The organism is Streptomyces anulatus, assembly GCF_000721175.1.
GTDB classification, from domain to species: domain Bacteria; phylum Actinomycetota; class Actinomycetes; order Streptomycetales; family Streptomycetaceae; genus Streptomyces; species Streptomyces anulatus_C.
Genome location: NZ_JOEZ01000046.1, coordinates 16548 through 35932 on the forward strand (window position 1 = coordinate 16548; position 19385 = coordinate 35932).

Annotated in this window: 19 protein-coding genes, 5 tRNA genes and 1 riboswitch; of the genes, 9 read left to right on the forward strand and 15 right to left on the reverse strand. The window is 72.6% G+C overall.

What is annotated here, in order from left to right; all coding sequences use genetic code 11:
* Positions 1 to 3: 3 nt before the first annotated feature.
* Positions 4 to 1518, forward strand: a complete 1515-nt coding sequence (locus tag IG90_RS0135195) for a PrsW family intramembrane metalloprotease (protein WP_030594112.1) — start codon at positions 4 to 6, stop codon at positions 1516 to 1518.
* 169 nt (positions 1519 to 1687) lie between these two features.
* Here the strand turns inward: IG90_RS0135195 and IG90_RS0135200 are convergent, their stop codons facing one another.
* The 5 genes from IG90_RS0135200 to IG90_RS0135220 form a co-directional block, all read right to left on the reverse strand.
* Positions 1688 to 2719, reverse strand: a complete 1032-nt coding sequence (locus tag IG90_RS0135200) for a M23 family metallopeptidase (RefSeq protein ID WP_030594113.1) — start codon at positions 2717 to 2719, stop codon at positions 1688 to 1690.
* Between the two features lie 11 nt (positions 2720 to 2730).
* A riboswitch (cyclic di-AMP (ydaO/yuaA leader) is annotated at positions 2731 to 2883 on the reverse strand.
* A 278-nt stretch (positions 2884 to 3161) separates the two neighbouring features.
* Complete coding sequence (locus tag IG90_RS0135205) at positions 3162 to 4382, reverse strand: PP2C family protein-serine/threonine phosphatase (protein WP_030594115.1); 1221 nt, start codon at positions 4380 to 4382, stop codon at positions 3162 to 3164.
* A 140-nt stretch (positions 4383 to 4522) separates the two neighbouring features.
* The gene (locus IG90_RS0135210; RefSeq protein WP_030594117.1) at positions 4523 to 5269 is read right to left on the reverse strand and encodes a MerR family transcriptional regulator; all 747 of its coding nucleotides are present in this window, start codon (positions 5267 to 5269) and stop codon (positions 4523 to 4525) included.
* 115 nt (positions 5270 to 5384) lie between these two features.
* A tRNA-Met gene (locus IG90_RS0135215) sits at positions 5385 to 5458 on the reverse strand.
* A gap of 629 nt (positions 5459 to 6087) precedes the next feature.
* On the reverse strand, positions 6088 to 6507 hold the full coding sequence (locus IG90_RS0135220; RefSeq protein WP_030594119.1) for a DUF302 domain-containing protein: 420 nt from the start codon (positions 6505 to 6507) through the stop codon (positions 6088 to 6090).
* Between the two features lie 161 nt (positions 6508 to 6668).
* On the opposite strand from IG90_RS0135220, the gene IG90_RS0135225 reads away from it, so the two are divergent.
* The 3 genes from IG90_RS0135225 to IG90_RS0135235 are packed head-to-tail and all read left to right on the forward strand — an operon-like array spanning position 6669 to position 9181.
* A complete protein-coding gene (locus IG90_RS0135225; protein WP_030594121.1) occupies positions 6669 to 8033 on the forward strand; it encodes an MBL fold metallo-hydrolase in 1365 nt (454 codons plus the stop codon).
* Between the two features lie 42 nt (positions 8034 to 8075).
* Positions 8076 to 8441 carry a rhodanese-like domain-containing protein gene (locus IG90_RS0135230; protein WP_030594123.1) on the forward strand — a complete coding sequence of 122 codons (366 nt, stop codon included), beginning with the start codon at positions 8076 to 8078 and terminating at the stop codon, positions 8439 to 8441.
* On the forward strand, positions 8438 to 9181 hold the full coding sequence (locus IG90_RS0135235) for a sulfite exporter TauE/SafE family protein (RefSeq protein ID WP_030594125.1): 744 nt from the start codon (positions 8438 to 8440) through the stop codon (positions 9179 to 9181). Before IG90_RS0135230 ends, IG90_RS0135235 begins: the two co-directional genes overlap by 4 nt.
* 27 nt (positions 9182 to 9208) lie before the next feature.
* On the opposite strand, the gene IG90_RS0135240 is transcribed toward IG90_RS0135235, so the two are convergent.
* The gene (locus IG90_RS0135240) at positions 9209 to 9496 is read right to left on the reverse strand and encodes a metal-sensitive transcriptional regulator (protein WP_030594127.1); all 288 of its coding nucleotides are present in this window, start codon (positions 9494 to 9496) and stop codon (positions 9209 to 9211) included.
* A gap of 82 nt (positions 9497 to 9578) precedes the next feature.
* On the opposite strand from IG90_RS0135240, the gene IG90_RS0135245 reads away from it, so the two are divergent.
* On the forward strand, positions 9579 to 10154 hold the full coding sequence (locus IG90_RS0135245; protein ID WP_030594129.1) for a rhodanese-like domain-containing protein: 576 nt from the start codon (positions 9579 to 9581) through the stop codon (positions 10152 to 10154).
* 215 nt (positions 10155 to 10369) lie between these two features.
* On the opposite strand, the gene IG90_RS0135250 is transcribed toward IG90_RS0135245, so the two are convergent.
* From IG90_RS0135250 to IG90_RS0135275, 6 genes are all read right to left on the reverse strand, one after another.
* A tRNA-Lys gene (locus tag IG90_RS0135250) sits at positions 10370 to 10443 on the reverse strand.
* Between the two features lie 217 nt (positions 10444 to 10660).
* The gene (locus IG90_RS0135255; protein WP_030594131.1) at positions 10661 to 12796 is read right to left on the reverse strand and encodes a DEAD/DEAH box helicase; all 2136 of its coding nucleotides are present in this window, start codon (positions 12794 to 12796) and stop codon (positions 10661 to 10663) included.
* A gap of 239 nt (positions 12797 to 13035) precedes the next feature.
* The gene (locus IG90_RS0135260; protein ID WP_030594132.1) at positions 13036 to 13608 is read right to left on the reverse strand and encodes a hypothetical protein; all 573 of its coding nucleotides are present in this window, start codon (positions 13606 to 13608) and stop codon (positions 13036 to 13038) included.
* Positions 13609 to 13859: 251 nt separating this feature from the next.
* Positions 13860 to 14234: a fluoride efflux transporter FluC gene (locus IG90_RS0135265; RefSeq protein WP_030594133.1), complete on the reverse strand. Its 375-nt coding sequence runs from the start codon at positions 14232 to 14234 to the stop codon at positions 13860 to 13862.
* The gene (locus IG90_RS0135270) at positions 14231 to 14695 is read right to left on the reverse strand and encodes a fluoride efflux transporter FluC (RefSeq protein WP_030594135.1); all 465 of its coding nucleotides are present in this window, start codon (positions 14693 to 14695) and stop codon (positions 14231 to 14233) included. Before IG90_RS0135270 ends, IG90_RS0135265 begins: the two co-directional genes overlap by 4 nt.
* Positions 14692 to 15042: a metallopeptidase family protein gene (locus IG90_RS0135275; RefSeq protein ID WP_032790371.1), complete on the reverse strand. Its 351-nt coding sequence runs from the start codon at positions 15040 to 15042 to the stop codon at positions 14692 to 14694. The genes IG90_RS0135270 and IG90_RS0135275 overlap by 4 nt, the downstream gene beginning before the upstream one ends.
* Before the next feature lie 112 nt (positions 15043 to 15154).
* On the opposite strand from IG90_RS0135275, the gene IG90_RS0135280 reads away from it, so the two are divergent.
* The 4 genes from IG90_RS0135280 to IG90_RS0135295 all read left to right on the forward strand — a co-directional run bounded on the left by IG90_RS0135280 (position 15155) and on the right by IG90_RS0135295 (position 17144).
* Positions 15155 to 16780, forward strand: a complete 1626-nt coding sequence (locus IG90_RS0135280; RefSeq protein WP_030594139.1) for a metallophosphoesterase family protein — start codon at positions 15155 to 15157, stop codon at positions 16778 to 16780.
* Between the two features lie 80 nt (positions 16781 to 16860).
* A tRNA-Glu gene (locus tag IG90_RS0135285) sits at positions 16861 to 16933 on the forward strand.
* Between the two features lie 38 nt (positions 16934 to 16971).
* A tRNA-Asp gene (locus IG90_RS0135290) sits at positions 16972 to 17046 on the forward strand.
* A gap of 21 nt (positions 17047 to 17067) precedes the next feature.
* Positions 17068 to 17144, forward strand: a tRNA-Phe gene (locus IG90_RS0135295).
* 38 nt (positions 17145 to 17182) lie between these two features.
* Here the strand turns inward: IG90_RS0135295 and IG90_RS0135300 are convergent.
* From IG90_RS0135300 to IG90_RS0135310, 3 genes are all read right to left on the reverse strand, one after another.
* Complete coding sequence (locus IG90_RS0135300; RefSeq protein WP_030594141.1) at positions 17183 to 18046, reverse strand: cytochrome c biogenesis CcdA family protein; 864 nt, start codon at positions 18044 to 18046, stop codon at positions 17183 to 17185.
* Entirely contained in the window at positions 18043 to 18837 is a 795-nt protein-coding gene (locus IG90_RS0135305; protein ID WP_030594144.1) for a DsbA family protein, read from the reverse strand. Before IG90_RS0135305 ends, IG90_RS0135300 begins: the two co-directional genes overlap by 4 nt.
* 66 nt (positions 18838 to 18903) lie before the next feature.
* Entirely contained in the window at positions 18904 to 19323 is a 420-nt protein-coding gene (locus IG90_RS0135310; protein WP_030594146.1) for a hypothetical protein, read from the reverse strand.
* Between the last annotated feature and the right edge of the window lie 62 nt (positions 19324 to 19385).

Below are 19385 nucleotides of genomic sequence, written 5' to 3' on the forward strand. Positions count from 1 at the left end.
GAGGTGTCCGACCCCTCCGTGCAGCATCAACAGGCGCGGCCCACCGTCCCGGTCCTCCACGAGCAGCGGCTCGACGCGTTCCTGGGCGCCGCGCCGGAGCGTGGCCGATGGCGCTACCGGCCGCGCCGCGTCGGCATGGTGTGGCGCAGCAAGGTGTTCCGCGCCGGGGCCGTGATCGTGGGGCTCGTGCTGTGCGGGCTGGTGATCCTGGCCCTCGTCCGCGAGCAGACCGGCCCGGAGGGGTTCCTCGTCGGCCTCGGCCTGGCGGTGCTTCCGGTGCCGCTCCTGATGGCCGCCTTCCGCTGGCTGGACCGGGTCGAGCCGGGCCCCTGGCGGAATCTGATCTTCTCCTTCGCCTGGGGCGCGTGCGCCGCCGCGCTCGTCGCGATCATCGCCAACTCGTTCGCGACGCGCTGGATAGCCACCGCGACGGCCGACCCGGCGAGCGCCGACACCCTGGGGGCGACGGTGATCGCCCCGGTGGTCGAGGAGAGCGCGAAGGCGGCGGCGGTGCTGCTGATCTTCCTGTTCCGCAGACGGGAGTTCAGCGGGGTGGTGGACGGCATCGTCGTCGCCGGGTTCACCGCGACGGGCTTCGCGTTCACCGAGAACATCCTCTATCTGGGCAACGCCTTCGGCGAGGACCAGCAGCTGGGCAGCTCCGGGTTCGCCTCGGTGACGGCCGGGACGTTCTTCGTGCGGATCGTGATGTCGCCGTTCGCGCACCCCCTGTTCACGGTCCTGACCGGGCTCGGCTTCGGCTTCGCGGCCGTCAGCGCCCACCGCCACCGGGTCCGCCGGATCGCCCTGCCGGTGCTGGGGCTGCTCCTGGCGATGGGTCTGCACGCCCTGTGGAACGGCTCGTCGGCCTTCGGCCCGTACGGCTTCTACGCGGTGTACGGGATCGTCATGGTCCCGGCGTTCGGCCTGGTGACCTGGCTGGCGGTCTGGTCGCGCCGGCGGGAGCTGCGCACGCTGGCGGCCGAGCTGCCCGCGTATGCGGCGGCCGGCTGGCTCACCCCCGCCGAGCCGTCGGCGCTCTCCTCCATGCGGGCCCGGGGCGTGGCCCGCGACCTGGCCCGCCACTGGCAGCCGGACCGGACCCGGGGCCGGGCCGCGGCCCGCGCGGTCGCGGAGTACGAGTCGTTCGCCACCTCCCTGGCGGGGCTGCGCCGCCGGGCCCGCCACGGCGCGGTGGGCCCGGACTTCGGCGCACGGGAGCGGGAGTTGCTGCACCACCTCTGGCAGCGCCGGGAGGTCGCGGCCCCGGCCCTCGCCCACGCGGCCCGCCTCACGTCCCGCCCGGGCGCCCACCGCTACCGCAATCCCCCGACGCCGTACGAAAACGGGTGCGGGTACGGCCCCGGGCACGCGCCCGGACACGGACAGACGTACGGGCAGGGATACGGCTACGGCTACAGCGGCCCGGCCCCGCAGCCGTCCCCGCCGCCGTCCTCCTACCCGCCGCCCCGGCCGTACGGCAGCGCACCGCCCACCCACCGACGCCCGCCGCGGTAGCAGTCGATATTCCACCGCCCAGCGGGCCGCACCGCCCCCGGACAGACCGGCAGCCCTGACGTCGGGGGGTGTGCGTCAGGGCTGCCGGGGTTTCAGGGACGGCGACAAGGAACGTCAGCCGGGGCCGGAGCAAACGTCAGCCGGGGCCGGAGTCCGGAGCGCCGGGGGCTCAGACGTTCAGGCCCTTGCTGTTCAGCCAGGCCATCGGGTCCATCGCCGAACCGCCCGCCGTGCGAACCTCCATGTGGAGGTGGACACCGGTCACGTTGCCGGTGGCACCCATGCGGCCGATGGTCTCGCCGGTGGTGACCTTCTGGCCGATCGAGACGTCGATCGAGGACTGGTGGGCGTACCAGATCTCCGTGCCATCCTCCAGCTGGAGCACCGTGCGGTAGCCGTACGAGCCGGAGTAGCCGGCCGACGTGATCGTGCCGCCGTGCACGGCCTTGATCGGCGTGCCGGCCGACCCGGCGAAGTCCAGACCGGTGTGCTGGCCCGAGGACCACAGGGCGCCGGACTGACCGTAGGTCGAGGTGATCGTGTACGAGGAGGTGGGCAGGGAGAAGCTGGCGGCGAGCTTCGCGAGACGCTCGGCCTCCTTCTTCTTCGCGGCTGCTTCCTCCGCGGCCTTCTTCTTCGCCGCGGCCTCGGCCTCGGCCTGGTCCTGCTGCTTCCTGGCCTCCTCCGCCGCCTTCTCGGCCGCGGCCTTCTCCGCCGCGGCCTTGGCCTCGGCGTCGGCGGCGGCCTGCTGCTGCTCGGCCTGCTGGAGGATCCGGGCGCGCAGGGCCTCGCCCGCGTCGGTGCCCTGCTCGGCCTCGGCGCTGGTGAGGCCGGCGTTGGTGAGCGGGGCGGCCGCGGCCACCGGGACGGGCTCCGCGTCGTCGGACATGAAGGACCCGACGCCGGGAAGGGACTTGGCGTCGGGGAGGTTGTCCGCGATGGAATCGGGAAGAGAGATGGAGACGGGGGCCTTGTCCTGTGCGGTGGCCATGCCACCCGCACCGACGGCCGCTATGACGCCGACTCCAAGGACGGTGGAGCTACGGGCCAGACCACGCTGCTTGGCTACGCGGTGCCTGCCGCGCACGGGACGGATGGACTCCTCGGTGGGATTCCACTCCTCCCAGGACCGCTCCGCTTCACCGAAGCTGTCGGCGCTGAAGGGTGACGGGGCCTCAGGGGCAGGCTTGTTGGACGCCACGTGGGCGCACTCCTTTCCTTCCTTCTCGCCTACCGGGTTAGCTGACGGGTTCGGAGCAGGAAGGTCTCCTACGGGCCCCTCCGTCTCTCACGAGACGCAGGCGTCCGATTCACCCCATGTAGGTGGTTCCCCGGTTCCCTTGCGGAATTCGGCGCTCGCGCGCGGCGCCGTCTCTGACGACGGCTGTGACGACCGCGCTGCGTTATCGAACGTTAATAGACACACGGGCCCGATTCCAAGCTGTTCCTGTTGATCATTAACGGACGCGACGGGGATGTACGGGGCACAAGCGGGCGGAATCGGGCGGCTTGACCGCAAGTCAGCCGCACCTCTTTTTCTGACGGTATGTCAAATGTTATGCGGAGCGGTGCTCTTCGGTTACGCACCGTGGCATCGCCCAAATTCGGCGCCCCGCGTCAGCCCCCGGTGTCATCGGCCGGCGTCAGCGCCCGGCGCCGTCGCCCCGGCCCACGATCTTCACCGTCGTCCGGCGCACAGGCTGCCCCTCCGCCGGCCGGCCGACCGCGAGCAGCGCCATGTCGTCCGTGGACCGCCCCCCGGTGTGCAGCCGTACGTCGTCGGTCAGCGCCGACAGCAGCTCCTCGGGACCCGGGAAGATCCGGCCGCGCAGCCGGGCCGCCGGATCGTAGAAGACCCCGTCCGCGTCCCGGGCCTCCGACAGGCCGTCCGTGAAGGCGAGGAGCGTCGCCCCTGCGGGCATCGCCCACTCGTCGGCCCGGTCCGGCCACACCCCCAGGTCCATCCCCAGCGGCATCGCGGGCACCGACGGCGCCAGCACCTCCAGGGCACCGTCCGCGTGCAGCAGGATCGGCTCGGGGTGACCGCGGTTGACGAGGCGCAGCGAGGCCGAACCGGGCGGGATCTCGGCCAGCACGGCGGTGATGAACCCCTCCATGGCGTCCAGCCCGTACCGCCGCGTCCCCTCCCGTGCCAGCGCCCGCTCCAGCCGCTGCGCCACACCCTCCAGCGAGAGCTCCTGCTCGGCGGCCTCCCGGAACGCCCCGATGATCACCGCCACCGCCTCGACGGCGTCCAGCCCCTTGCCGCGTACGTCGCCGACGACCAGGCGTACGCCGTAGGGGGTGTCCGCGACGGCGAACAGGTCGCCGCCCACGAACTCGTCCGCCTGCGCCGCCTCGTACCGCGCGGCGACCTGGAGTCCGCCGATCCGGTCCGGCGGCGTCGGCAGCACGGCCCGCATGGCGGTCTCCGCGATGACCCGGGCCGAGGCCAGCTGCTCGTTGCTGCGCCGCACGACCCCGTTGATGACGAGGGCGAGCACCGAGGCGGTGAGCACGGTGATCATCTCGATGACGGGGACCACCCGGGTGGACGTCCCGTCGGAGAGCCGCATCGCGATGACGGAGAGGACCGCGGCGATGCCCGTGCGGACGGTCCGGGACAGCGAGAAGAACGGTGCGGCGATCAGCGGGGCCGCGACGAACAGGGGGACGGCGGTGAAGTTGGGTGGGGACAGTGAATCGAACACCAGCCCGCCGACGATCAGCAGTGCGGGCAGCATCCGGACGAACCGGCGTGACCCCCGGCTGCCGGGCTTCACGTTGCCCTCCGGAGATCCGAGCACCGCACGGCCCACGGCGTCGATGCTCCCCGCCGTGCCGCTACGCCGTCTCTCGGCCATCCCCACCTGTGCACTCCTGCCCGGTCCACCCACGGCTGCGGACGGTACCGCGCCCCGCCCAGGCTTCCCGGAGCCGCGCCGAGCGGCGACTCCTCATCGGCCGAATAGGGGGAAGCGGACGGAGGCCCGGTCTCCGGTGGTCAGCCGGAGAGCCGGTGTTCCGCGTAGACCGTCAGTGCGTCCCGTACGAAGGCGGCGGTGCCGTCCCCGTAGCGATCGTAGTTCTTTCCGAAGCGGGGATCGGCGACATACATCTCACCGAGCCCGATCACGTACGAACGGCTGGGCTCCTTGGCCGACGACAGCCACGCGCAGTGCCGCCGCGCGAGTTCCTGCGCCTCGGCCCCGTCGGCGGCGTACCCGGCCGCCCTGGCTCGCCCCCAGTCGCGCGCGACGGCCTCGTGCTCGTCCTGGAACGCCCGCTTCTCCCGGTCCCCGAGCGAACGCCACCAGCGGTCGCCCTCCTCGTACGCGTCCCGGCCCCAGCGCTCGGTGACCTCCCGCTCGTGGGCGGTGTGGTCGAAGCCGTCGAACACTTCGTCGGCCATGAGTTCCATCCCCTCCTGGGTCTTGTGGAGAGTGGTCCGCACCGAGGCGATCTGCCGCCCGATGCGCGCCTGCTCCTGTTCGAGCAGCCGCAGATGCGCCCGCAGCGCCACAGCCGTGTCCCGCTGCCCCGCGAGCACGTCCTTGATGGCGGGCAGCGACAGCCCGAGCTCCCGCAGCAGCAGGATGCGCTGCAGCCGGACGAGGGCGTCCTGGTCGTAGTAGCGGTAGCCGTTGCTCCCGATCCGGCTCGGCGTGAGGAGACCGAGGTCCCCGTAGTGCCGCAGCGTGCGACTCGTGGTGCCGGCTTTTCTGGCGATTTCCTGAATGGACCACTCCATGCCGGAAACGCTAGATCTTCACGCAGCGTCAAGGTCAAGCGTTCCCGGCCGGGCCTCCGGCATCCGGAAACGACTCGGGCCCGGCACGCTGTGCGTGCCGGGCCCGAGCCTTCAGTAGCGGGGACAGGATTTGAACCTGCGACCTCTGGGTTATGAGCCCAGCGAGCTACCGAGCTGCTCCACCCCGCGTCGGTGAACACAACTCTACGGCATCGGAGCGGCCGCTCCGACCACGCCCGGCGCCGAGGACCGCGTACGGGACCTCCTGACCCGGTCGGCCGCGCGCGGCCGGCACGAAGGTGGCACCTCGGATCCCGAAGCGGTCACTCCCGATGGCCGGCCCCTCGGCCAGCACTTCCTCGACCTGCCCGGCCGCAAGGAGGCGCAGTTCGCTCCGGCCTTCGGCTACCGCGCCGATGTGGAGCAGTACCGGCGCCGGCAGACCTGGCCGCGGAGGTACACGCCGCCGACCCTGGTCACCTGGGGCCGCCACGACCCCGTTCTTCCCGGAGCCCGGTGCCCGCGCCTCCACCTGATACGCACAGGGGTGTTTCACGGCCGCACCGACGGCTGATCATGGTGTTTCCCAGATACCCCCTGGGTATAAGCGTGTCCATGGCTGCCGCAAGGAGTCCGCCACCGGACTGTCCGAGGTGACCGTGCGGAACCGCAAGCCCGGTCGTGGTGCCCGTGGGCCGTCCGACCCCGGGCAGGCGCCGATGGCCTGCCGGCCGGCGGGGCGTCAAGGCTCGCCCGCCGGCCGACGAGCGGTCATCGGCCGGTTCGGCGGCGGCCCGGGGCCGGTGTGCGCTCCCGGTTCAGGCCGGGCGGTCCTGGTCCTCGCGCCCGGCGGCCTCGATGGCGGCCAGGGCCGCGTCGAGGCGGTGGGTGGCCTCCTCGGCCACAGGCGCCATGGCGTCGAGGCCGGTGAGGGTGACCATGGTGCCGGGGTCGACGGCCTGCACGATCACCTCGTCGCCGTCGGCCCGGACGACGACGTTGCAGGGCAGCAGCAACCCGATCGAGCGGTCGGCTTCCAGGGCCCGGTGAGCCAGGGGCGGGTTGCAGGCTCCGAGGATCAGATAGGGCTCCATGTCGTGATCGAGCTTGGCCTTGAGGGTCGCCTGCACATCGATCTCCGTCAGGACGCCGAAACCCTGGTCGGCCAATGCCTTGCGGACGTGCTGCTGTACCTGATCGAACGGTGCCTTGACGGTCACGGTGCGGCCGTAGGACATGAGGGCTGCCTCCTCCATCTCTCGTCACGCGCGGTGCGGGTACCCGGTCGGGCCCTGGCGCTGTGACAGCTACCACTCCCTGGAATATACCCCCGGGGGTAAGAGTGTTAGAGTTGATGGCATACCCCGCGGGGTATTTTTCCCACAGAAGGAGTACCGAGGTGTTCTTCGTTGACGTGATGGAGCTGGAGGGCCTGGGCAACCGCAGCTACCTCGCCGGCGGCGAGTCGGCGGCGGTGGCGATCGACCCGCCCCGGGACGTCGACCAGGTGCTGACCGCAGCCGCGCGACGCGGAGTGCGCATCTCGCACGTGGTGGAGACCCACATACACAACGACTACGTCACGGGCGGTCTGGAGCTGGCGAGGATCACGGGCGCCGCCTACCTGGTGCCGGCCGGCGCCAACGTCTCCTTCGCCAGGACTCCGGTCTCCGACGGCGACACCGTCGCCGTCGACACCGGAGCCGCCCTCACCCTGGCCGCCGTCGCCACTCCTGGGCACACGCCGCATCACACCGCCTACGTGCTGCAGGAGCAGGGGCGTCCGGTCGCCGCGTTCACGGGCGGCTCCCTGCTCATCGGTACGGTGGGCCGGCCCGACCTCGTCGAGCCGCGGCTGACCGAGCAGCTGGCCCGGGCCCAGTACGCCTCGGCGCACCGCTTGGCCGATGCCCTGCCCGACGACACGGCGGTCCTGCCCACACACGGGTTCGGCAGCTTCTGCTCCTCCGCCCAGGCGGACGGCGACGCGACGACGATCGGCAAGGAGAAGGCCGCGAACACGGCGCTGACCGTGGACGTGGACACCTTCGTCGCCGAGCTGCTCGCCGGACTGGAGGACGTGCCCGCCTACTACGCGCACATGGGCCCTGCCAACGCGGAGGGTCCCGCCCCCGTCGACCTGACCCCGCCGACCGTCGCCGACCCGAAGGAGATCGCCGCGCGGCTCGCGGCGGGGGAGTGGGTGGTCGATCTGCGTAACCGGATCGCCTTCGCCGAGGGGCACGTGGCCGGCTCGTTCAACTTCGAGGCGGACGGCAAGCTCGCGACGTATCTGGCCTGGCTGATCCCGTGGGGCAAGCCCGTCACCCTGCTCGCCGAGAGCGCCGAGCAGCTGGCCGCCGCCCAGCGCGAGCTGGTCCGGGTCGGCATCGACCGCCCGGCCGCCGCCGCGACCGGCGGGCCCGCCGCGTGGCTGTCCGACGGCGTGAGTCCGGCTTCGTTCCCCCGGGCCACGTTCGCGCAGCTCGCGGCCCAGGACACGAACGGGATCGTGGTGCTGGACGTGCGTCGTGACTCCGAGCGGGCCGAGGGCTGGATCGAGGGTTCGGTCCACATCCCGATCCACGAGGTGCACCGCCGGGTCGGCGAGGTCCCGGACGGCACGGTCTGGGTGCACTGCGCGGGCGGGATGCGTGCGGGCATCGCCGCCTCCCTGCTGGACGCCGCCGGACGCCGGGTCGTGGCCGTGGACGACGGGTTCGACGCCGCCACCGACGCGGGACTGACCGTCATCACCGGCTGAGCCGGCCCTGAAAGCCCGTACGAGAGAAAGGTGAGACCGACGATGTTCCTCTTCAACCGCAAGGCGCCGCGCCTCTCCGTGGACGAGGCACGCGCCCGCACCGGCGGTGAGCGGCCCCAAGCTGTCCTGCTGGATGTGCGGGAGAAGCCCGAGTGGAAGGCCGGGCACGCCCCGCACGCCGTGCACGCCCCGTTGACGGGACTGGTCGCGGGCGCGGCGCTGCCCGCGTCCGCGCAGGGGCGGCCGCTGGTCGTGATCTGTCGCAGTGGGCAACGCTCCCAGCGGGCCGCGAAGCTCCTGGTCGAACGGGGTGCGGACGCGGTCGATGTGGAGGGCGGCATGAACGCGTGGGCGGCCGGCGGACACCCGGTCGTCGACGAGCGCGGGAACAGCGGCTCGATAGCGTGAGCACCCTCGTCCTGGCTCTGATCGCCGGGGCCGTCATCGGTCTCGCCCTCGGTGCCCTGGGCGGCGGCGGCAGCGTGCTCGCGGTCCCCGCCCTGATCTACCTGCTCGGCTTCTCCCCGGCGTCGGCGACCACGGCCAGCCTGATCATCGTCACCGCGACCTCCGCGACCGCCCTGTACGCCCACGCCCGGGACGGCAACGTCGCCTGGAAGACCGGCGCGCTGTTCGCGCTCGCGGGCATCGTGCCCGCCTTCCTCGCCGGAGCCGCCGCCGGACACATGCCGGCCGCCGCGCTCACCGGGGCCTTCTCGGTCGTCGCCGCGCTGGCCGCCCTGAGGATGTTCCGCCCGGCCGCATCCGAGCCGCCCGAGCGGGCCCGTCCCGTCAAGGCGGTCGGTACCGGCGTCGGACTCGGGGCTGTGACGGGGTTCCTCGGCGTGGGCGGCGGGTTCCTGGCCGTCCCGGCGCTGGTGGGTGTGCTCGGTCTGCGGATGAAGCAGGCGGTGGGCACCAGCCTGCTGGTCATCACCGTCATCTCGCTGGCCGCCCTCACCACGCGGACAGGGACGGGTGGGGACCTGCGCTGGGAGGTGATCGCCCCGTTCACCGGGGCCGCGATCCTCGGCGCCTGGGACGGCAAACGACTCGCATCGAAGATCACCGGACAGACCCTGCAACGCGTCTTCGCGTTCGTCCTGCTGGCGGTGGCGGCCGTGATGCTCGTCGACGTAGTCGTGTGAGACCGGCCGCCCCCGCCGCCCGACGGATCAGGCCAGGGACAGGAACAGCTTCTCCAGACGGCCGCGCATCGCGTCACGGTCCTCACCGCTGCGGCTGCCGTCCTCCATCTCGGTCAGGCACTGCTGAAGCCCGGTGGCGATGATCGCGAACCCGGCCCGGTCCAGTGCCCGGGAAGCCGCCGCCAACTGCGTCACGACCTCCTCGCAGTCCCGCCCCTCCTCGATCATCCGGATCACCCCGGAGATCTGCCCCTGCGCCCGGCGCAGCCGGTTCAGGACCGCTTTCAGCTCCGCACCCGCCAGATCAAGCTCCATCATCACTCCTCATCAGATACCCCCAGGGGTAATATACTCCCCCATGTGGGGGCCCCGCCGACAGCAAAGGATGACACCCGCCATGACCACGCCCACCAGCCTCGGCACCGTCGAAGCCCGCACCCGCCTGCACGAACTGACCGTGATCGACGTCCGCACCCCCGGCGAATACGCGGGCGGTCACCTGCCCGGCGCCCTCAACATCCCCCTGGACCAGATCCAGCGGGCCCTGCCCGACATCCGCCACGCCGCCGAGCGCGGGGACGTCCTGGTCGTCTGCGCCTCCGGCGCACGGTCCGAGAACGCCTGCCGCATCCTCGCCGACAGCCACATCCCCACCGCCACCCTCTCCGGCGGCACCGGCGCCTGGGCAGCCGACGGCCACGACCTGCACCGCCCCCAGGGCACCACCCGTGCCACCTGGGGCATGGAACGCCAGGTCCGCTTCACCGCCGGAACCGTCGTCCTGCTCGGCCTCCTCCTCGGACTCCTCGTCCACCCGGCGCTCCAGATCCTCTCGGCGGGCATCGCCGCCGGACTGGTCTTCTCCGCCCTCACCAACACCTGCGGCATGGCCGCCATGCTCGCCAAGCTCCCTCACAACCGCCCCCGCGCCGCCGACCTCGACAACACCCTGGCCGAGCTCCGCAACCGCTGAGCAGATGAAGAGGGCGGGAACCGGTTCTCCGGTTCCCGCCCTTTTCGGCGCGTGCGCGTCGACCTCTTCTCCCCGCAGGAGCGCACCGGTTCAGGCTCGGTCTCGCGGGCGAGCGACCGCACGTGTCCGCCGGGTACGACGGAGCGCCCCGCCGGCCGAAGCCGGTCGAGGCGCTGAGTAGCAGGTCGGAGGAGGTTTTCTCACCCTGCTGTCGGTAGGCCGTGTGGGACTCGAACCCACAACCAACGGATTAAAAGTCCGCTGCTCTGACCAATTGAGCTAACGGCCCTCGACTGATCACCCCCCGAGCATAGCCCGCCCGGACCTGACAGCCGATCCGGTATCGGTGTCGGGCCCGTCACGGGTCCCGGGAGGCGGGCCGAGGCGGCCTCCCGGGGGGCGGACACAGCAACAGGGCCCGTACGTCACCGAGTCGGTTCGGTGGCGTACGGGCCCTGCCGGTCTGTCAGGCGGACCTGCTCGGCCGGGTGCCGGCCGGGCTGGGGTCAGCCGTTGCGCTTCCAGCGCGGCTTGTCGTCGCGGCGGCCGAAGGAACCGGTGTTGGTGCCGGTGTTGGCGCCGCGGTGGTCGTCACGACGGCCGGTCGGGCGGTCGGTGCCACCCGAGCGGAAGCCGCCCGCGGGGCGGTCGTCGCGACGGTCACGGTTGAACGGGCGGTCGCTGCCGCCGGAGCGGAAGCCACCGGAGGGGCGCTCGTCACGACGGTCACGGTTGAACGCCGGACGGTCGTTGTCCCGACGCTCGAACGAACGGCCACCACGGTCGTCCCGACGGTCACCGCTACGGTCGCCGCCGCCGGAGCGGAAGCCACCGGACGGGCGGTCGTCACGACGGTCGTTGCCGCCGCGGTAGCCACCACGGTCGCCACCGCGGTTGTCGCGGCGCTCGTAGTTGCCCCGCTCGTCGCGGCGCTGCTCGTCACGGGCGGCCGGCTGCTCCGGTACGGAGACGGCTGCCACGAGGGCGGCCTCGGCCTCGGCGGCCACCTCGGCCACCGCGGCCTCGGGGTCGTCGCCCCGCTCGCGGGCGGCACGGGCGACCAGGCGGTCGGCCTCCTCGCGCAGCTCGACGGCGCGGCGCTGGACGCGCTCCAGCTGCTTCGTCAGGTCGGCGGCCTCGCGCTCGGCCTGCTTGGCGGCGTTGTTCGCGGAGTCGGCCTGGACCTCGGTGAGGGAACGGGCGCCGGTGATCTCGGCGACCTCCGGCTCGAAGACGCCCGCGCCCTGGACGATGTGGCGCGAGGCGTCGACGCCCGCGTCCTCCATCAGGCGGAAGATCTGGCGGCGCTGGTGCGGGAGAGCCAGCGAGACGACGACGCCGGACTTGCCGGCACGGGCGGTACGGCCCGAGCGGTGCAGGTAGTCCTTGTGGTCACCGGCCGGGTCCACGTTCAGGACCAGGTCGATGCCGTCGACGTGGATACCGCGGGCGGCGACGTCGGTCGCGACGAGCGCGTTGACGTAGCCCTTCTTGAAGTCCTCCAGGACCCGCGTACGGGCGCCCTGGGTCATGCCGCCGTGCAGCGCGTCGGCCTTCACGCCGGACTCGATGAGCTGCTCGGCGATGCGGTCCGCGCCCAGCTGGGTGCGGACGAAGATGATCGTGCGGCCCTTGCGGGCGGCGATGGCGGCCGTGACCGGCGCCTTGTCCTTCGGCTTCACGACGAGGACGTGGTGCGACATGGTCGTGACGTTGCCCTGCGCGCTGTCGACCTCGTGCGTCACCGGGTTGGAGAGGTAGCGCTTGACCAGCGTGCCGATCTCGTTCTCCATGGTGGCGGAGAAGAGCATCCGCTGACCGCCACCGGGGATCTGGTCGAGCAGCTCGGTGACCTCGGGCAGGAAGCCCAGGTCGGACATCTGGTCGGCCTCGTCGAGGACGGCGACCTGGACGCTCGCCAGGGAGCAGGCGCCGCGGTTGATGATGTCGCGCAGACGGCCCGGGGTGGCGACGAGGACGTCGACACCGCGCTCCAGCGCGTAGATCTGGTTGCTCATCGACGTGCCGCCGCAGACGACCTTCATCTTGAGGCCGAGCACGTCGCCGTACGGCTGCAGCGCGTCCGCGACCTGCATCGCGAGCTCACGGGTCGGGGTGAGGATGATGCCGCGCGGCTTCTTCTTCTCGGTGGTGCCACCGGAGAGCGAGGCCAGCAGCGGCAGGCCGAAGGAGAGCGTCTTGCCGGAGCCCGTACGGCCGCGGCCGAGGATGTCCTTGCCGGCCAGGGCGTCCGGGATGGTCGCCGCCTGGATCGGGAAGGGGGCGGTCACACCGTTCTGCGCGAGCTTGCGGACGATGCCCTCGGGCAGCCCCAGGTCACCGAAGGTCATGGTCGGCTCGGCGTCGGCCTCGTCGGCGGAGTCCGCGATCGGCTCGGCGGAGGCCACGGTCTCGTCGGCAGCGTCCGCGGTCTTCTCGGCGGGAGCGTCGGCCCGCACGTCGGTGATGAAGTCGGCGACCGACTTCTCGGCGACGACGGCCTTCTCGGCGACGGTCTTCTCGGCGACGGTCTTCTCGGCGACGGTCTTCTCGGCGGCCGGGGCGGTGGCGCCGGCGGGGGCCTCGGTCACAGCGGCCTCGACGAGCTCGATGAGCTCGGCGTTGTCGACGTTCTCGGGCATGACGGTGTGGTCAGAACTGGAAATTGACATGCGAAATGCGAAACCTTCCGGAGTCTCGGCACGCGCCCATAACTCCGTGATTCGCAATTTCGACCGCCTCAATGCGGTCCAGCCACGGCAAGGGAGAGTACGCGCCACACGGCGCTCTTCTGTGTCGGCGCCGGGCAATGGGATCAAACGATCTACTACCATACGCACCCTCACCCACATTGCGCAAACCGGCCGTGGCGAACCCCCACCTACACCGGCCCCACCTGCGGTGATGCCTCCGGAGTCCGCAACGGCCCAGCGGCCTCCGGTCCGCTCATCGCATGGGTCCGCAGCTGTGCGGCGGGCGATGCCGAGGGGGACGGTTCCGGCGGATCGGTGGGCTCCGGCTCGGGCTCCGGGTCCGGATCGGGCGTCGGCGGGGCCGGCGGCTCCGGAGTGGTGGGCGGCGGCTCCCCCGGACCCGGCGTCGAAGGCGTCGGCGAGGGCGGCGGGCCGCCCCGGGTGGGCACCGGAGCGCCCGGTTCGGGACGCGAGCCCTTGGGAGTGACCGACGGCACGGCACGGGACGCGTCCGGGCTCGGGCTGTCCCCGGGGGCGGCCCGGTCCGAGTGGGGGTGGGCGTCCCCGACGCGCCGGCCGGCCTGCCCGGAGCCGGACACCGTGTCCCCGGCCGGATCGGCGACGGACCCCTTCGGGCCGGCGGACGGTGAGGGCCCCGGCCCTCCGGCGCCGTCCTCGCCGACGCTCATACAGCCGGTGGACGCGGCGATCGTCAGCGCGGTGACGGCTGCCCAGCGGACAGGGGCGGACAACTGGCGCACGAGTGGCACCTCCGGGGCGGGAGCGAGGGAGCGGAGACCTGGAGCGGGGAGCACGGCGCCGGGCGGAGCGGGACGTCAGGAGCGAGCGGTACGGCGTCGCACCGTGCCCAACTCCCCCGACCCCGCCGGAGACACGCCCGAAACGCCACGCGCCCGCGCGACGCCCCCCGAAGCAGCCACCGGGCACCGCGCGGGACCCCCGCCCCGGCACCGCCGAACGCGCCCGCGCGACGCCCCCCTGAGCGGCCCCGCTACCCCCCGGCCCCGCCCGCCAGTTCCACCCCCAGGAACACCGCGCCCAGGCCCGCCAGCAGCGACACCAGTACGTTGGCCGCGGCCAGGAAGCCCCGGCCCGTCTCGGCCAGGCGGAGGGTCTCGTAAGAGAACGTCGAGTACGTCGTCAGCACCCCGCACAGGCCCGTCGCCAGCAGGGCGTGCGCCGGGGAGGACACCGCGGCGCCGGTCAGCAGCCCGAGCAGCAGACTGCCCGCCATGTTCGCCGTGAAGGTGCCCCACGGGAAGACGTACGGGATGCCCGGCCCCTGGTGCGCCTGCACCGCACGGTCCGTCAGATAGCGCAGGGGCGCGCCGACCGCCCCGCCGATCGCCACCAGCAGCCAGTTCACGCGGCCCGCCCCTCACCCCGGGCACCCCGGTCCAGCCAGGTCCGCGTCGCCACGACCCCCGCCCACACCGCGCCGAGCGCGGCCGCCAGCGTCGCCACCGCGTACGCCATCGCCACCGCGCCCTCCTGACGCACCAGCAGGTCCGAGACGCCGGCCGCGTACGTCGAGAAGGTCGTGAAGCCGCCGAGCACGCCGACGCCGAGGAAGGGCCGCACCAGCGGATGCGTCACCCGGCCCCGCTCGACGGTGAGCACCATCAGCACGCCGATCAGGGCACAGCCGCTCACGTCGACGACGAACACCGTCCACGGGAAGCCGTCCGCGCCCGGCCACAGCACCAGGGCCCCGTAGCGTGCCAGCGCTCCCAGCGCGCCGCCGGCCGCGATCGCCGCCAGCGCCCGGCCCTGCGGTGCGGCGGGCGGACCGGGCTCCGGCAGCTCCTCCGGAGCCTGCTCGCTCACCCGTACCCCAGGGCGTGGAGCCGCTCGTCGTCGATGCCGAAGTGGTGGGCGATCTCGTGGACCACGGTGATCTCGGTCTCCGCGACGACGTCCTCCTGCGACTCGCACATCCGCAGCGTCGGCCCCCGGTAGATGGTGATCCGGTCCGGCAGCACCCCGGCGTACCACTCACCGCGGTCGGTGAGCGGGGTGCCCTCGTAGAGCCCGAGCAGGTCGGGGTCGCCGGGCTCCGGTTCGTCCTCGACGAACACCGCCACGTTGTCCATCAGCCGCGTCAGCTCAGGCGGAATGCGGTCCAGAGCCTGGCTCACCAGCTCCTCGAACTGTTCCCGCGTCATCTCCAGCACCCGGCCATTGTCGCGTACGGGGGCCGGGTGCGGGCAGGTGGCGACCGTCCCGGACTCATGACCGCGGCCGCCGTCCGGCATGGCGGAGGCCCTGCCGGGGCATACGGGCCCAATGGTCCGCGTCCCGTTCCGTGCCGCAGCCGACCGCGTCCGGCACCGCCTCGTCCAGCTCGTCCGCCCGAAGCCCCGGCCCCGCACCCCGGTCGGCTCCCGCACCGGCACCGCGGCCCCCGGCGACCTGACGGGCCCCGCCCGCCGCCCCGGCCTCCGCGCCCTCGGCATGCTCGCCGTCGTCGTGCTGGGGGCCTGGCTGGGGCTGCTCGCCGTGGGCAGCATCCGCACGCCGGTCGGCCCCATGGACACCAACATGACGCTGCGCCCCTCCCTCACCGGCGGCAGCAAGATCAACGTGTCCCCGCTCGGGGCCCTGGAGCTGGACTCGCACATCGCGCCGCTCCGGCTGGACGTGGACGTGGACCGCCTCGACCCCGAACGCTCCCAGGCCCTGGTCGACCGGCCGGAACGGTTCTCCAGCCTCCAGGCCGAGGTCACCCGGGACGTCGCCGCCGGCACCCGGGAGCTGGCCGTACGCTCCTGCGTCGCCGTCGTCTCCGGCGCGACCGCGCTCGGCCTCGTCGTCTACCGCCGCCCCCGCCGCGCCCTGGCCGCCGGCGGGCTCGCCCTCGCCCTGCTGGCCGCGTCCGGCGTCAGCGCGTACGCCACCTGGAACCCGAAGTCCGTCCTGGAGCCGAAGTTCTCCGGGTTGCTCTCCAGCGCCCCGTCCCTGGTCGGCGACGCCCGCTCCATCGTCACCGAGTTCGACATCTACCAGCAGGAACTGGCCCGCCTGGTCACCAACGTCACCAAGCTGTACGACGCGACCTCCACGCTCCCCGTCTACCAGCCCGACCCCGGCACCATCCGGGTCCTGCACGTCTCCGACATCCACCTCAACCCGGCCGCCTGGCACATCATCGCCTCGCTCGTCGAGCAGTACGAGATCGACGTCATCGTCGACTCCGGCGACACGATGGACCACGGCTCCGCCCCGGAGAACGGCTTCCTCGACCCGATCCGCGACCTCGGCGCGCCCTACGTGTGGGTGCGCGGAAACCACGACTCGCCGATCACCCAGGCCTATCTGGAGAAGTTCGCGAACGTTCGCGTCCTCGACGACGGCAAGGCGGTGAACGTCGGCGGACTGCGGATCGCGGGCACCGGCGACGTCTCCTTCACCCCGGACCGGACCGCTCCGGTGGGCGGCAAGCAGGCCGCCCAGCTGGAGGGCGCGCGCCTGGCCTCCGCGCTGCGCGACCAGGAGCGGGCCGGCACCCCGGCCGACATCGCCGTCGCCCACGACCCGAACACCGCCCGGGAGACCGACGGCACGGTCCCGCTGGTGCTGTCCGGCCACCTCCACCGCAGGATCAACGAACAGCTGAAGCTCGGCACGCGGCTGAAGGTCGAGGGCTCCACGGGCGGTGGCGGACTGCGCGCCGTGCAGAACGAGAAGCCGGAGAAGGTGCACGCGTCGGTGCTCTACATGGACCGTTCCACCCGCCGGCTCCAGGCCTGGGACGAGATCACGCTGGGCGGTCTCGGACTGACGACCGCCGAGGTCAGCCGCCATCTTCCGGAGGAGAACCTGAAGAAGGACGCCACCGTCCCACCCGGCCCGTCCCCGGCTTCCCCGCCCTCCCCGACCCGCTCCCCGGCGCGCCCGACGCCCTCGCCGTAAACCGTTTTGGCGATAGCTCCACCCATCCCATATGCTTCTCTCGTCCCCGACGCGCTGCAAAGCGAACAGGCGGGCCAATAGCCCTCATCGTCTAGTGGCCCAGGACGCCGCCCTTTCAAGGCGGTAGCACGGGTTCGAATCCCGTTGGGGGCACGTTTCACCGTGTGCGAGACTCGTTTCGCACATTGCTTGGTCCTGTGGAGCAGTTTGGAGTGCTCGCCACCCTGTCAAGGTGGAGGCCGCGGGTTCAAATCCCGTCAGGACCGCTGCAGCCCCAGCGGCTGCGTGGCTGGGTAGCTCAGTTGGTACGAGCGATCGCCTGAAAAGCGATAGGTCGCCGGTTCGATCCCGGCCCCAGCCACCACTCGAAGGCCCCGTCCGGCGGACGGGGCCTTCGCCGTGTCACACCTTCTCGTTCTCCCTGACTTCCTCGGCCCCCTCGGGGGTGCGGCGCCGACGCCAGGCCCGTACGCCCAGGACCAGCAGCGCCACCAGTGCCACCGCGACCAGCGCCACCACGTCCGACACCCGCTCGCCGAGCCGCTGCGCCCACTGCTCGACCGCGAACGAGTCGTCGACCCCCAGCAGACCGGGCAGCGCGGTCGTCCCGTCGTACACCAGGAACAGCGCGCCGAGGCCGATGAAGAACAGCCCCGACAGCAGCGACGTGGTGTGCAGCTCGAACCGGCCGAGCCGGACGGCCCGGCCGCGCAGCCATGCCCGGCGGCCGAGGTCGAAGCGTTCCCAGAGCAGGGCGAGCACGAAGAGCGGTACGGCCATCCCGAGCGCGTAGACCGCCAGCAGCAGCCCGCCGTAGACGGGGCTGCCGCTGACCGCCGCGACGGTCAGGACGCTGCCGAGGATCGGGCCCGCGCAGAATCCGGCCAGGCCGTAGACCGCGCCCAGGGCGTACACGGAGAACGCGGTGGTGGGGCGGATCCGGCCGCTGAGCGCCGCGATGCGCCGGGACGCGAAGCCGAGGCCGACGATCTGCGCGACGCCGAGCCCGATGATCAGCCAGCCCGCGCCCGTGACGAGGGCGTCGCGGTGGCCGTAGAAGAGGCGGCCCGCGTAGCTGCCGGCCGCGCCGAGCGGGACGAGGGTCGTGGCGAGCCCGGCGTAGAAGATGCCGGTACGGGCCAGCAGCCGGGAGGTGGAGTCGATGGAGTACGCGAAGAAGGCCGGCAGCAGCAGCGCGCTGCACGGGCTGACCAGGGCGAGCAGCCCGCCGAGGAAGGCCGCGAAGTAGCCGATGTCCGCCGTCACTTGGCGGAGTCCCCGGTGCCGTTGCCGGCGGTCGTCGCCTTCGCCTGCTCGGCGGCGTCCTCGATGGCCCGCGTGAACGTCTCGTCCGGCTGCGCTCCCGCGATCGGGCGGCCGTTGATCAGGAACGACGGGGTGGACGTCGCGCCGATCCCGTACGCCTGCTCCTGGTCCTTCGTGACGGCCTCCCTGGCGGGCTTGCCGTCGAGGTCCTTCATGAACCGGTCCAGGTCCTTCACGCCCGCCTCCTCGGCAAGCGCCTTGACCCGGTCCTTGCCGAAGCCCTTCTCCTTCGCCCCTTCGGCGTAGGCGGCGCGGTGGAACTCCCAGAAGCGGTCCTGCTGCCCGGCGGCCCAGGCGGCGCGCGCGGCGTTCTCGGACTCCTCGCCGAAGATCGGGAAGTTGCGCCACTCGATGCGCAGCGTGCCGTCCTTCACGTACTTCTCGATCAGCTCCGGCTCGGTGTCCCGGGCGAACTTGCCGCAGTAGCCGCACTTGAAGTCGGCGTACTCGATCAGGACGACCGGGGCGTCGGCGCGGCCGGTGGCCAGCTTGTCGTCCGCGTCCCGGCGGGCGAGCTTCGCCAGCTCCGGGTAGACGCCCTCGTTCGGGTCGGCGGAGACCTCGGCGGCCGGGGCGGAGGAGGTGTCCGGGGCGGTGTCGTCGGGGGCGGTGGCCTGGTAGGAGGCGAAGCCGAGGAGACCGGCGGCGACGACGATCGCGGCGCCGTAGGCGAGGGGCTTCTTCGAACCGGACGCGGACTTCTTGGGCGTGGACTTCTTGGGCGTGGGCATGCGGCACTCCGTGCTGATGGTGCGGGAGAGAAAAGGAAGGGTGCGGGGCGGGCGGGCGGTGCCCGCCTACACCCTCAGCACGGAGAGCTCGACCGGGGACGGTGTGACGGGGACCGGCGCCCTGACCCGTATCCCCGGAGGCGGCTCGGCGGGCAGCGCGCCCGTCGCGGCGGGCAGCCCCCACGGGGCGAGGCCCGGTGCCTGGTCGTACGCGGTCCGGGCACGGGAGGGGAGGCCGGGCTCGCCCTCGTGGTCGCGGAGCTTCCCGCAGCCGGGGACACGGGTGTCCGCGTCGGCGGCTTCGACGACCGGGGCCTGCGCCCGGGCCCGGGTCCGGGCCTGCTCGACGGAGACCGGGGCGGAGGCGGAAGGCGCAGAACCCCCGGGTGCGGCTCCGGAGGACACCGCCGTCGCCGCCGGTCCGCACAGCAGCCCCACGACGACCGCGAGCAGCGCCGTCAGGCTCCACCACTGTGTACGGGACACGGGACCGGGCCTTTCTCGCGTGCGCGGCGGTGACGAGCGTTCGACTGCCGGGAATGGTACGT

Bases quoted from the DNA above. Each gene is read 5' to 3' on its own strand.
- IG90_RS0135205 (WP_030594115.1), bottom strand. From the start codon at position 4,382: ATGGCCGAGAGACGGCGTAGCGGCACGGCGGGGAGCATCGACGCCGTG.
- IG90_RS0135210 (WP_030594117.1), bottom strand. From the start codon at position 5,269: ATGGAGTGGTCCATTCAGGAAATCGCCAGAAAAGCCGGCACCACGAGT.
- IG90_RS0135220 (WP_030594119.1), bottom strand. From the start codon at position 6,507: ATGTCCTACGGCCGCACCGTGACCGTCAAGGCACCGTTCGATCAGGTA.
- IG90_RS0135230 (WP_030594123.1), top strand. From the start codon at position 8,076: ATGTTCCTCTTCAACCGCAAGGCGCCGCGCCTCTCCGTGGACGAGGCA.
- IG90_RS0135240 (WP_030594127.1), bottom strand. From the start codon at position 9,496: ATGGAGCTTGATCTGGCGGGTGCGGAGCTGAAAGCGGTCCTGAACCGG.
- IG90_RS0135245 (WP_030594129.1), top strand. From the start codon at position 9,579: ATGACCACGCCCACCAGCCTCGGCACCGTCGAAGCCCGCACCCGCCTG.
- IG90_RS0135255 (WP_030594131.1), bottom strand. From the start codon at position 12,796: ATGCCCGAGAACGTCGACAACGCCGAGCTCATCGAGCTCGTCGAGGCC.
- IG90_RS0135280 (WP_030594139.1), top strand. From the start codon at position 15,155: ATGGTCCGCGTCCCGTTCCGTGCCGCAGCCGACCGCGTCCGGCACCGC.
- IG90_RS0135305 (WP_030594144.1), bottom strand. From the start codon at position 18,837: ATGCCCACGCCCAAGAAGTCCACGCCCAAGAAGTCCGCGTCCGGTTCG.